This window comes from Fortiea sp. LEGE XX443 (genome assembly GCF_015206815.1).
GTDB lineage: Bacteria > Cyanobacteriota > Cyanobacteriia > Cyanobacteriales > Nostocaceae > Nostoc_B.
The window spans coordinates 1-12,201 of the sequence record NZ_JADEXZ010000112.1 but is presented as its reverse complement, the minus strand read 5'-3'; the positions used below and the strand labels follow the sequence as shown (position 1 = coordinate 12,201).

The window sequence follows — 12,201 nt, the reverse complement described above, 5'->3', positions numbered from 1 at the left end:
AGTGCAGACATTTATCTTGCATATATTTGGGAGGAAAGAGCAGTTGCCGACGGCAACTGCTCTTTCCCCCTTCAGAATGATTATCATTTTTATGGCTTGTATATCTTATTCTCTGGAAGTCCCTAACGAATCTCTTCATCTGTGCGATGTTCCCCCCGTTCTTTCATCTGACTTTTCCCGTTAAGTCTCTTTTGCAAGCTGCCAACCCTCACAGAGGTCGTGTAATTTTAACCAACCTCGCCACAGTACCTGTATACCAATAGGTGTTTTGCTTCGATGTTCAAGGTAGCCGCCAAGACGAGCTACAGCTTCAACAGCCCAGCTAACTGTTAGCACTTTGGGGAGTTTGGGAGACTTAGCTTTTAAAATCTTGAGTTCAAGGGGATTGAGAATTTCAATTGCGGGGGCTAAGGGCTGAGTACGGTGTAGATAAGTTAAATGCAACAGTTCTACCGCAATCACACTCAAAAAACTAATTAGGGCTTGCTGAAAAAGAAACAAAAGAAGACAATTTCTAGATTTTCAGAGCAAATAGCCCTGTTCTGTCACTCTCCGAAAACATTTGCTATTGCTGAATTCTAGAGCTTTTGCATAGCAAGCGATTGGCTTCGCCAGTGCCGTAGGCAATCGCACGATTATTTTCTAATCACAAATACAAGACCCATTTTTTTCTAATAGGATAGCTTGTATTGATTGCCTCATAAGACTTCTAGCAATTGCCCTCCCGGAAAGTGACAAAAGCGGGATAAACAGCATTACTGTTAGTTTAGAGGCATAAACATTAACTCCCTTTTTTTAGATTTTCTTGGCTATTTTTAATAGCTAATTTGGCAAAATTAAGCTACCAATTCTTAGCCTAAATAACCCACAGACTGTTAAAATAATCTGCTCATACGTCTCAAGTTTTAAGCAAAATCTTTGTGAGGCTATACGGAATATTTTAAGCAATCGAATGTTCAATGGACATCGTGTTGCAACGATAGCAGCCCAATATATATCTTTAGTAGAGCCAGAGTAGCTAAGTTAATCCTATCCAAACAAACGGACAGATATTTATGAATTTGGTCTGATGCTTTTTAGTAAAAAACGTATCCCTATAATTAGCAAAGACAGCAGCTAGTTGGAGCGTGGTTGTTACGCTGTTATAAAGTGTCAACTATCAAGCTTTATAGGTTACAAGAACCATACACCTTTGGATAGGTGCGTGTCAACTACTTTTAATTCAATTAAGCAAGATATTATGATTTTTGTGCTTGATTTTGCGCTCTAAAGAGAAATTAATGTCATTCTGGGACAGGAAACCGCCGCATCATCTCTTGCAATTCAATAGCCTCCCCCTCTGGCGTATACACAACCCCACCAGACATCGCCAGCACAATCCGCTGCTTCCTCGCCCATTCAAACCAAGCACTAACATCGGCGGTTACAGTGTTTTTTCCTTTACCTCCACTTTTGCACGAGTTGATGAACAGACCAGTAGGATTATCACACCAACCTTCTGCGATCGCATCCTTCACCCGCGCGATCGCTCCCTGAACATTCTCCCAATACTTCTTGACCACACCCAAGCACGGCTGAGGATTTATTCGCAACCGCCTCAACTCGTTGCAAACCTCTGCAATCTCTTGCTTAGGCACATTAAAATCAGCTTTGTCCACCAACGACTTTTTGACCGATTTCACTCCAGATTTCACCTCTTCAATCACCAACGAAGCATAAAATATTATTAATCACTTCAAATCAATTCTAAATATACTAAATTGAATGACTCGGTTTGTACATGACGAATTTGCTAAAGATTATCTGGAAGAACTGTTAAAACCTTATGGGGAAGTAAAATCATCATCAAAAGTATCAGGAGAGATCAAAGAGATTGATGTGTTATTTACACCATCAGCACAGCCAACTTCTAATTTACAATTGTTAGGACTATTGGGAAGGTTTGCCGAATTTCCAGCAATATTAGAACCGTTTCGCAATGCAGCTTCTAGTGATGAAATTTGTGATTGTATTCAAAAGTTATTAGAAGTAAAAGCGGGATTGCGACGAGATGCTAAAGCTAATAAAACCAAATTCCAGGATTCAAATATTCCGAAACTATGGATTCTGACTCCAACTGCATCCCCAGCAATACTATCGAGCTTTAATGTTAATCAGAAATTGGGGTGGTTGCCAGGAATATACTTTTTAGGTGATGCTTTAAGGACAGCAATTGTAGCCATACATCAACTACCATCAACATCGGAAACGTTGTGGCTGAGAATTCTGGGCAGGGGAAGTGTACAGTCACAGGCAATTATTGAGTTGCAAGCTTTACCATCAAATCATCCATACAGAAAAGCGACGCTAGAATTAGTTTATAATTTGCGCGAAAATTTAAAAATCAATCAAAATTTAGAATCAGATGACAGAGAGTTAATTATGCGATTAGAGCCACTTTATCAGCAAGACCGCGAAAGAGCTAAACAAGAAGGACAACAGGATCTAATTCTACGTCAACTAAATCGTCGTTTTGGTGAAATTGATGCAGTTTTGATTAAACGAATTCGAGGATTATCTATTGAGCAATTGTCTCTTTTAGCAGAGGCGTTATTAGATTTTTCCGTTGTGGCAGATTTAGAAGCTTGGCTAAACCAGCAAGCCGGATAACAACGCAAACTAAACTACCACCAGCCAATCGCACCTGTGATTTTACCCCCTGCATGACCAAATTTTGAACCATAACGTGACCAAAAGTTAACGTAATTTCAAGCTTTTGAGCCAATCAATAACTTAACTTTATGAATCAAATTATGTCCGCGTGTTTTAAATGTGAACCATATCCCGCTTTTGTCACTTTCCGGGAGGGCAATTGCTAGAAGTCTTATGAGGCAATCAATACAAGCTATCCTATTAGAAAAAAATGGGTCTTGTATTTGTGATTAGAAAATAATCGTGCGATTGCCTACGGCACTGGCGAAGCCAATCGCTTGCTATGCAAAAGCTCTAGAATTCAGCAATAGCAAATGTTTTCGGAGAATGACAGAAGAGGGTTAATCAAAATTTAATAACTAAAATGTCACAACGCTGCGAATTGATTCGCCTTTGTGCATTAGTTCTAAAGCATCATTAACTTGTTCAATTGGCATGACATGGGTAATTAAATCATCAATATTTATCTTGCCATCCATATACCAATCAACAATTTTAGGTACATCTGTCCGCCCTCTCGCACCGCCAAAGGCTGAACCTTTCCACACTCTTCCTGTTACTAATTGAAATGGGCGGGTGCTGATTTCTTGTCCTGCACCGGCGACACCAATAATGATGCTTACACCCCAACCTTTATGACAGCATTCTAATGCTTGACGCATAACTTTGACATTGCCGATACATTCAAAGCTGTAGTCTGCGCCACCTTTAGTTAAATCAATTAAGTAACTAACTAAATCACCCTCCACTTCATTTGGATTAACAAAGTGTGTCATCCCAAACTTTTCTGCTAAAGGGCGTTTACTAGGATTAATATCCACCCCGATAATCATATTGGCTCCCACCATCCGCGCACCTTGGATGACATTTAAGCCAATACCGCCCAAGCCAAAAACTACAACATTTGCACCTGGTTCTACCTTGGCTGTGTAGATGACTGCACCAATACCTGTGGTGACACCGCAGCCAATGTAACAAACCTTGTCAAATGGGGCATCTTCTCGAATTTTAGCCACAGCAATTTCTGGTAACACTGTGTAGTTAGCAAAAGTAGATGTACCCATATAGTGGTGAATCATTTCACCTCCGATACTAAAACGACTAGTACCGTTAGGCATCACACCTCGTCCTTGGGTAGGGCGAATTGCTTGACAGAGATTGGTTTTGAGGCTGAGACAATATTCACACTGACGACATTCTGGGGTGTATAGTGGTATGACATGATCTCCTGGTTTAACACTGGTGACACCAGCACCTACCTCGACTACCACACCAGCCCCTTCATGACCTAAAATTGCAGGAAACAAACCTTCAGGATCAGCACCAGAAAGAGTATAGGCATCGGTGTGACAAACTCCCGAAGCTTTAATTTCTACTAAAACTTCCCCAGCTTCTGGGTTTGATAATTGCACAGTTTCAATAGTTAGCGGCTTACCCGCGCCGTAAGCTACTGCTGCTTTAACTTCCACGCGTTAGCTCTCCTAGTATGTAGATTTGGCGTTGCTGCACTCAGCATGACACAACAAAAACCACTCCACAATTATGCAACGCCCCAATTCGTAATTACAAATTGGCATAATGTCAAAACGGAAGTTGCTACAGTTTGCGCGAAACACGGAAACATGAAAGCGGAAGTTGCTGCAAGGAAAGCAGAAGTGAGATCATTTGCCATTTTTTGTAGGTTAGCTAGAGCGAAAGCAAAACCCAACAAAACCCTGATAAATCGCTTGCCTTAGCAACTGGAAATTTTCAGCTAATTGCTACAGGTAATGACTGCTATTGTTAACAGTTAGTTTTTGCTTCTACAAAAGCTTCTCGACCTGTAATCAATCTAGAGCGGCGATTACGAGTAATATAATTCCATGCCCACTGAAATACTACTAGTAATTTAGTGTCAAACTCGATTAAAAAGTAGATGTGAATTAGTAGCCAAAATACCCAAGCGATGAAACCTTGGAGCTTGATTAAGCCTAAATCTACAACAGCTAAATTTTGCCCAATCATTGCCAAACTACCCACATCGTTGTAATGAAATGGTGGCAAAGTATGACCTTTCAGCCGTCGTTTAATGAGTTTAGCGACATACTCTCCTTGTTGTGTGGCTACGGGCGCAACACCAGGTAAGGGTTTTCCGTTTTGATGAGAGAAGTTGCCTAAATCTCCCACTACAAAAATGTTTTTATAATCCCTGACAGTTAAATCGGGTTCTACAATCACACGTCCAGCGTGATCACACTCTACACCTGTACGTTCTGCTAGGACTTGTCCCATTGGGGAAGCTTTGACACCTGCTGCCCATAATATAGTTTTTGAGGGAATTTCTTTTACTTCACCGTTTTGCTTGAAAGTAACGATGTCATTTTCAATATTTGTCACCCGTGTTTTAGTTTGGATAACCGCACCCAACTTTTGCAAAGATTCTGCTGCTACTTCCGATAACTCTGGCGCAATGTGTGGGAGGATGCGATCGCCCCCTTGCAATAGTAAAATTTTTGTTTCTGAGGTGTTAATGCTGCGGAAATCTTCTTTGAGGGTTTTATATGCCAACTCAGCGATCGCACCTGCTAATTCTACACCAGTCGGCCCACCCCCTACAATCACAAAAGTCAACCAAGCACGACGTTTTTCGGGATCAGTTTCGTTTTCTGCTGCTTCAAATGCGCCAAATATCCGGCGACGCATTTCTATGGCATCTTCAACAGTTTTCAACCCAGGCGCAAGGTCTTTCCAGTTATCTTTACCAAAATAAGAATGGTTAGCACCTGTGGCGACAATTAATGTATCATAATGTACTACTTTATCATCCAAAATAACTTGTTGCGCTTTTGGATTAATGTCCTTTACTTCTCCCAGCAACACTTGTGTATTCTTGCTTTTGCTGAATACAGCTCGCAATGGTGAGGATATGTCTCCAGGTGATAGCGTACCTGTCGCAACTTGATATAAAAGCGGCTGAAATAGGTGAAAGTTACGTTTATCGATAAGAGTAATATTTACATTCGCTTTCTTCAGAGTCTTTGCTGTATACAGTCCACCAAAGCCACCACCAATAATTACAACCTGATGTGGTGTATTCTTCTCAAGTGAGACTACCATAGAAATATTTCCTTTTGTTAAGAATATTGTAACTTTTCTTAACAAATATGTAGCAGAATTATAATGGAGCTTGCCGTTTATTTAGAACATTTGAAAAAATTACGAAAGTAGTCAAAGTTAGTAATCAGTCATTATATTGAACAATAGGAGTAGCATTTTTAGATTTTGAGTCGATTGCTAATTTAGAAACTTGAATAACTTAACAAGTAGATAGTAGGACTTACGCAAAATTATGAAAAAACGAACCGCATTCGCGTAGCGTCTCCCCTTGGGAGAAGGACGCAAAGAACGCGAAGTTATGAGAGTTTCACAGAGTTCCTGCGTCAGTCCTAGATAGTTGAGCCATTCATTTGAAATATCGCATCTTGCCAGGAAGTAGCTAATTGTTGGCATTAATTGTGATACTCTTTCGTTCGACGAACTTGTTACAGAATATTAAGCCGCACATGGCATGAGATTGGTACATTAGTTACAGGCGGAAAATGTGGAAAATGATATCTATCCGCCGCATGATTTTTATAATTCCGTCAACCCCTGAGTTATTTCTAATTTTACAAAGCTTATGAACCCTGCCCTAACTAAAATTGGCGCTCAAATGTCCAACCTAACTGGTGTACGAGCGATTATGAAGGACATTATCGAAACGTTGCAAGCAAGTCAGGGGCAGGAATTAATTAATTTGAGTGCGGGGAACCCGTTGATTTTGCCGCAGGTAGAACAGTTGTGGCGAGATGCAACAGGAGAACTTCTGGCTAGTTCCGAATATGGCGAAGTAGTCTGTCGTTATGGTTCAAGTCAAGGTTACGCGCCATTGATAGAAGCGATCGCTAATGATTTCAACAAGCGCTATGGTTTAAGCTTAACCTCTAACAATATTTTAATCACTCCTGGCAGTCAAACCCTCTACTTTTACGCTGCTAACGCCTTTGGTGGTTACGCCAGCAATGGTGAACTTAGACAAATTGTTTTGCCTTTAAGTCCCGACTATACAGGTTATGGCGGTGTGTGCTTATTTCCAGAGGCTTTAGTCGCCTACAAACCCACTCTCGATATTGATGCGTCTAACCATAAATTTAAATATCGTCCCGACTTTAGTCAATTGTCGGTGACAGATAAAACTGGCTGCATTATTTTCTCTCGTCCCTGCAACCCCACAGGTAACGTGCTGACAGAAGATGAGGTAAATAAAATTGCTGCCCTAGGTGCATCATACAATGTACCTGTGTTGATTGATTCTGCTTACGCGCCACCCTTCCCGGCATTAAACTTCACTGAGATGAAGCCAGTATTTGGCGATAACATTATCCACTGTATGAGTTTGTCGAAAGCGGGATTACCAGGGGAACGTATCGGTATAGCTATTGGCGATGAAAAACTAATTCAAGTTCTGGAGTGCTTCCAGACAAATATGTGCATTCATCCCTCACGCTATGGACAAGCGATCGCATCTCGTGCTATCAACTCCGGTAGTTTGGTACAAATCGCGGAACAAGTCATTCGTCCTTTTTACCAGCAGAAGTTTGCTGTACTAGAAAATACTTTAAATGCTGCCATGCCCAAAGATTTACCTTGGTTCCTCCACCGTGGTGAAGGAGCTATCTTTGCTTGGTTGTGGTTAAAAGATTTACCCATCACTGATTGGGAATTTTACCAAGAACTCAAAAAAGTCGGGGTAATTTTGGTTCCTGGTAGTACCTTTTTTCCTGGCTTGAAGGAAGAATGGCAACATAAGCACGAATGTTTACGCATTAGCTTGACTGGTAGCGATGATGAAATTGTGGCTGGTATGCAACTTCTAGCTCAAGCAGCAGAGCAAATTTATCAGCGTACTGTTGTGAGTGCGTAATTCGTAATTATTCTGTTATTTTTGCCGTGGTTTAATAACTTGAATCAGTGATCATGAATAGTGAACAGATAAAACAACAGCAGGGGAAGGGGAAAGCAAGTGGAAAAGCGAAAACTCAAAAAAACCAATCCCCAACCGCCAATCCAAAATCTAAAATCCAAAATCTCCAATTAGATGACTGGTTAGCAATTGGGAAAATTGTTGCTCCCCAAGGGTTGGCTGGGGAATTAAGAGTTTATCCTGAAACTGACTTTCCCGAACGCTTTGAAGTCCCAGGAACACGTTGGATGTTGCGCCCTGGGCAAACAGAACCACAACCCATAGAATTATTAAGTGGTCGTTATGTGGATGGCAAAAAATTGTATGTCATTACCATAGCTGGCATTAAAAATCGTGACCAAGCTGAGGAATTGCGTGATTGTAGATTATTTGTACCTGCAAGCGATCGCCCCGAATTAGGCGAAGATGAATATCATGTCATCGATTTGATTGGTTTGGAAGTTTATCTACAAGCATCCGGTGAACTGCTGGGGAAAGTGGTAGATGTCATCCCTGCTGGCAATGATTTACTAGAAGTAGAATTACTTGCCAATGATATAGACGCGCCAACGGCTTCCCCCACGGTAAAACAAAAAACTGTTTTAATTCCCTTTGTTAAAGAAATTACACCAGTGGTAGACATAGAAGCTCGGCGGGTTGAAATTACACCGCCTCCGGGATTACTGGAAATCAATTAAAGATTTGCTTTCTTTTAACTGTTGGGCTGCACCGCCCTGCTGGGAAAAGACTAACGTTGTCGCTGCTACTGCTACCATACCCAGAACCGCTAAAGTGAACATAGCTGTTCGTTTTTTCAACTTGATAGCAGCCAGTAAAGTTTCGACGATAGTCGCATTACCAGTAACTGGAATTGACCTAAGTGCGGCCAAAGCAACAGCAGCATTAGCATAGCGGTTTTTCCAGTTAGGTTGCACCATTGTCATCAACCACGACCGAAAACGTGGATTTAGTTGGTGTGCTAATCCAGGAAATTGCCCGCCTCTATCACCAATTAACTTACCAATATTCGCTGCATGGGTATTGGTGAGTAAGCAAATCAATGTTGCTCCTACACTATATAAGTCGGAAGCCTGTGTCAATTTATCACCACACTGTTCTTCTGGTGGTATGAAACCAAGAGTACCTGCGGATAAGGTGGTCAAAGCTATTTTTGCACTCTGTCTACGAGCCAAACCAAAATCCACTAAATAAGCATTCAGTTGTTCGTCAACCAAAATATTTTCTGGTTTAATATCTCGATGGATAATTGGGTCAACTTGCTGTTGTAGATAAACCAAAATTTCTAACAGCGAGATTGCTATCTGCTTAACTTCTGTTGGTTTAAAGTCGCGTTTTGTCCCCAAAGACAAAGCATTTTTATACTCTTGTACTAAATAAAAATTTGCTGACGTTGCAAAAGAATCTATGTAGCGAGGAATGCGCGGATGCTCAAGTTGCTGCAAGATTTCAATTTCGCGTTCGTAAGCGTCGGAATCTAACAACTCAGTCTCACTAGCAAAGCTGAACTCTTTAATTACTACTTTTTGTTCGGAGTTACAGACACTAGCCAAGTAAATAATGCGTCCTCCTTCTTGATTACGTCCCAGTTCTCGAATAACTTGATAGCCTTGCTGGGAAAAATCTAGATAGTGATTTACGGGAATTGTCCCTTTATTACGCACATCAAGCTCCATTACACACCACCTGAGTTTGATTTTGTCAAGGTGCAATAAGAATAAAAGGTACTCACCCGGCATTATGAAGGCTGAATTATGAAGTGTGACATTGATACTTCAAGTGGTGTACAACTTTCTTTCAAACCTAACCCCCAACCCCTTCCCCACTAGGGAAGGGGAGCAAGAATTAAAGCATCTCTCGACGCAGCGGAGAGTTTTGGAAAGGGGTTTTAAGAATGAGTCGCACATCGCCTTACTTCATACTTTACACTTCAGACTTGTGTTAACCAGTCAATAATTTGAGCGTTGACAATATCTGGAACTTCATCGTGAGGACAATGGCCGGCATTAGGAATGGCCACAATTTTGATATCTTTACCATTCGCACACGCCTCTTCGTAAATCTTAGCCCCAGTAATGGGTGTCCAGGGATCGTCAGCACCCCAAACCACTAATAAAGGACGTTCCACTTTGGGTAATAGTTCCTCAGGACTGGGGCCGGGAGGTGCAGTGAGGATGGAAGCAAAAACTTGTTGCGCTCCTGGGTCACAGGAGGGAGTATAAAGTAAATCAACTAATTCATCAGTGACAGCGGTGCGATCGCGGTAAACTTGGTACAGTGTGCGGCGAATTTGGGCTTTTTGACGAATGCGGTTAAAAACAAATTTACCAGTAATTGGCGATCGCACAACTCGATTAAAAGTTGCCATCACAATGCGTAACGGCGGGTTCAATTCGTGGGGACGATGACTCAACCCCCCCGCCGAGTTAATCAAAACCCCACCAGCACTAATTTCTGGATTTTCTGTCAATACTATCAAGCCTAGAAGTGCGCCAATAGAATTCCCAATAAATACCGCAGGTTCTTGAATATGTTCCGTCCAAAAATCTTTGAGCAATTCTACCCAGATTTCTGTGCAGTAATTTAGCGGCGGTTTATCAGAACCACCAAAACCCAACAAATCCACAGCATAAACCCTGTAACCAGCATCGGCTAACACCGGGATATTTTTTCGCCAGTGTCCGATAGAAGCCCCAAAGCCGTGAATCAATACTAAAGGCTTTCCTGTACCCATCACAGTGTATTGAATTTTATGCCCCTGCCAAGTCCAAATTAGTTTTTCTAAATGGACTGAAGGTAGTTGCTGGGTTGTTAGAGTCATTATTAAGATTCCTAAACTATTACTTTATATAGTAAAGTTTAGAGAATTTTGGGCAATGCGATCGCTGGTGCGTTATTTTGTTAGCTCACCCCACTGGCGTGTCTAGACTAAAATGTTGCATTATGTCTTTATTGTGGGATGAGCATCTAAGTCCTGAGTTTAGTGTATAGACAAATACATTTTTTAAAAGATGCGCTGCCTGGAACAGTCAAAAAACATTTGGTACAACTGCAACAAAAACAGATGCAGTTTTATGAGGAAAAATACTGATGATGTTAGAAGCATTTAACCACCACCCAGTGGCAGCGTTTTTTGATGTTCTATGGGATTGGTTAGGAGCTTTTTAATTAGAAATTATGAATTAAGGTAAATAGATTTGTCGCTATCAAATAGTGTCATAGCAAATTAATAGAAGTGTATGTATGCCCCTGAAAATACTTGCTAATTAGTCAAATTTCGGTAACTTGGTTGAGATGAAAATATGGATTTTAGATGGTATGGTTGCCAAAAATTCAACATTTGATCACCGATTTTTTGAGGATAGAAGTAGTGAAAGAAATGATGCCCTTTAGGACATTCCCAGATATCATCTTCAGGTTTGCACCAATTGAACCAGTCGTGTAATGCAGGTGGATTGACAATTAAATCATTCTTGCTACCACATACCATCATGGGCATAGAAACCCCACCTTTAGGTAGCTCAATCAACTTGAAAAGGGAGTGTGATAAAGGAGTTTGTTCTAAATCTTTATCTAAAACTGTCATTAACTTTTTAGTGGTGTGAGGTGGTTGTTCACCAAATAGATGACGAATACTACTTGCTAAAACCTGTTCACGACTCATGGTAAACACTTGTCTTTGAAGATAATAATGTGCGTGCCAAGTATTTGCGGGTTGAGAGGCGACGGCAAGTAGAATAAGCGATCGCACTTTTTGAGGATATCGCCGTGCATAAGTTAAGGCGATCGCACCACCCGCACCATGACCTGCTAAATGTATTGGATAAGGACACTGTGCCAAAAATTCCCCCAGTAAGGCCACAGCTTCATCCACCGAACTACCTTCATCTTTATTATGGTGATATTCCCACTGAGCTACATTCACATATTGCGATATGTGTTGTAGTAACGGTTTATCAAAACGCTGTAATACAGGACTAGAACTGATCCAAAGAACATTGAGATCGTCAGACATAAAAACCTTACATCATCAATAGTTATTTTTGACAGAACCACAAATACATACAGATAATTCATCCGTGTGCATCTGTGATTCTTCACCATCAAGTATATTTGTGAGCCTTTACAACCCAAATTCAGACTTTAACTGAGCAACCCAAGCCTTGATGCGATCGTCTGTTAAGTCAGATTGATTATCTTCATCAATTGCTAGTCCGACAAATTTACCATTTCTTAGCGCTTTGGAATCATTAAAATCGTATCCATCTGTTGACCAATAACCTACAGTTTTAGCACCCCGTTGAGAAATTTTTTCTTCCATAGGAATCATATTTGATTTCTGAAAAAGTGTACGAGATAATACGGAGGAATATATCTGTCTAAAAACAAACAATGATAGATCAGCATCTACAACCTGCGATGCCTGCGGCGGGCGTAGCCATCGCAGAACTACAAGAATTTATAGATAGTCGCCCAGATGCCCGTGAGGTGAGAAAAGCTCTCTTCTGTAA

At 41.0% G+C, this 12,201-nt stretch carries 9 protein-coding genes and 2 pseudogenes; 3 read left to right on the top strand and 8 right to left on the bottom strand.

Going from position 1 to position 12,201, the window contains the following annotated elements:
- Positions 1-180: 180 nt before the first annotated feature.
- Both IQ259_RS25505 and IQ259_RS27385 read right to left on the bottom strand, forming a co-directional pair.
- Positions 181-486: pseudogene (locus IQ259_RS25505) on the bottom strand (IS4 family transposase); the annotation flags it as partial.
- Positions 487-1,283: 797 nt separating this feature from the next.
- Positions 1,284-1,682 (bottom strand): hypothetical protein, encoded by a 399-nt coding sequence (locus IQ259_RS27385; RefSeq protein WP_339383830.1) that lies wholly within the window; start codon positions 1,680-1,682, stop codon positions 1,284-1,286.
- 82 nt (positions 1,683-1,764) lie between these two features.
- Here IQ259_RS27385 and IQ259_RS25495 point away from each other — a divergent pair, with 82 nt between their 5' ends.
- A complete protein-coding gene (locus IQ259_RS25495) occupies positions 1,765-2,649 on the top strand; it encodes a DUF4351 domain-containing protein (RefSeq protein WP_193888791.1) in 885 nt (294 codons plus the stop codon).
- A 401-nt stretch (positions 2,650-3,050) separates the two neighbouring features.
- Here IQ259_RS25495 and IQ259_RS25490 read toward each other — a convergent pair whose 3' ends face one another.
- On the bottom strand, positions 3,051-4,160 hold the full coding sequence (locus tag IQ259_RS25490) for an S-(hydroxymethyl)glutathione dehydrogenase/class III alcohol dehydrogenase (protein WP_193888790.1): 1,110 nt from the start codon (positions 4,158-4,160) through the stop codon (positions 3,051-3,053).
- 313 nt (positions 4,161-4,473) lie between these two features.
- Positions 4,474-5,787, bottom strand: coding sequence for an NAD(P)/FAD-dependent oxidoreductase (locus IQ259_RS25485; RefSeq protein WP_193888789.1), 1,314 nt, complete (start codon positions 5,785-5,787; stop codon positions 4,474-4,476).
- A 562-nt stretch (positions 5,788-6,349) separates the two neighbouring features.
- Here IQ259_RS25485 and IQ259_RS25480 point away from each other — a divergent pair.
- Positions 6,350-7,633, top strand: coding sequence for a valine--pyruvate transaminase (locus tag IQ259_RS25480; protein ID WP_193888788.1), 1,284 nt, complete (start codon positions 6,350-6,352; stop codon positions 7,631-7,633).
- 53 nt (positions 7,634-7,686) lie between these two features.
- Complete coding sequence (gene rimM / locus IQ259_RS25475) at positions 7,687-8,370, top strand: ribosome maturation factor RimM (protein ID WP_193888787.1); 684 nt, start codon at positions 7,687-7,689, stop codon at positions 8,368-8,370.
- On the opposite strand, the gene IQ259_RS25470 is transcribed toward rimM, so the two are convergent.
- The 4 genes and pseudogenes from IQ259_RS25470 to IQ259_RS25455 form a co-directional block, all read right to left on the bottom strand.
- Positions 8,353-9,366 (bottom strand): serine/threonine-protein kinase, encoded by a 1,014-nt coding sequence (locus IQ259_RS25470; protein WP_193888786.1) that lies wholly within the window; start codon positions 9,364-9,366, stop codon positions 8,353-8,355. The two genes, rimM and IQ259_RS25470, sit on opposite strands and share 18 nt — an antisense overlap.
- Before the next feature lie 254 nt (positions 9,367-9,620).
- Entirely contained in the window at positions 9,621-10,511 is an 891-nt protein-coding gene (locus tag IQ259_RS25465; protein WP_193888785.1) for an alpha/beta fold hydrolase, read from the bottom strand.
- Between the two features lie 441 nt (positions 10,512-10,952).
- Positions 10,953-11,705, bottom strand: coding sequence for an alpha/beta fold hydrolase (locus IQ259_RS25460; RefSeq protein WP_193888784.1), 753 nt, complete (start codon positions 11,703-11,705; stop codon positions 10,953-10,955).
- A gap of 108 nt (positions 11,706-11,813) precedes the next feature.
- Positions 11,814-12,011: pseudogene (locus IQ259_RS25455) on the bottom strand (flavodoxin FldA); the annotation flags it as partial.
- Between the last annotated feature and the right edge of the window lie 190 nt (positions 12,012-12,201).

Excerpts from the sequence above, each read along its gene's own strand:
- IQ259_RS25480 (WP_193888788.1), top strand. The coding sequence starts at position 6,350 with ATGAACCCTGCCCTAACTAAAATTGGCGCTCAAATGTCCAACCTAACT.
- IQ259_RS25470 (WP_193888786.1), bottom strand. The coding sequence starts at position 9,366 with ATGGAGCTTGATGTGCGTAATAAAGGGACAATTCCCGTAAATCACTAT.
- IQ259_RS25460 (WP_193888784.1), bottom strand. The coding sequence starts at position 11,705 with ATGTCTGACGATCTCAATGTTCTTTGGATCAGTTCTAGTCCTGTATTA.
- rimM (WP_193888787.1), top strand. The coding sequence starts at position 7,687 with ATGAATAGTGAACAGATAAAACAACAGCAGGGGAAGGGGAAAGCAAGT.
- IQ259_RS25485 (WP_193888789.1), bottom strand. The coding sequence starts at position 5,787 with ATGGTAGTCTCACTTGAGAAGAATACACCACATCAGGTTGTAATTATT.
- IQ259_RS25495 (WP_193888791.1), top strand. The coding sequence starts at position 1,765 with ATGACTCGGTTTGTACATGACGAATTTGCTAAAGATTATCTGGAAGAA.
- IQ259_RS25465 (WP_193888785.1), bottom strand. The coding sequence starts at position 10,511 with ATGACTCTAACAACCCAGCAACTACCTTCAGTCCATTTAGAAAAACTA.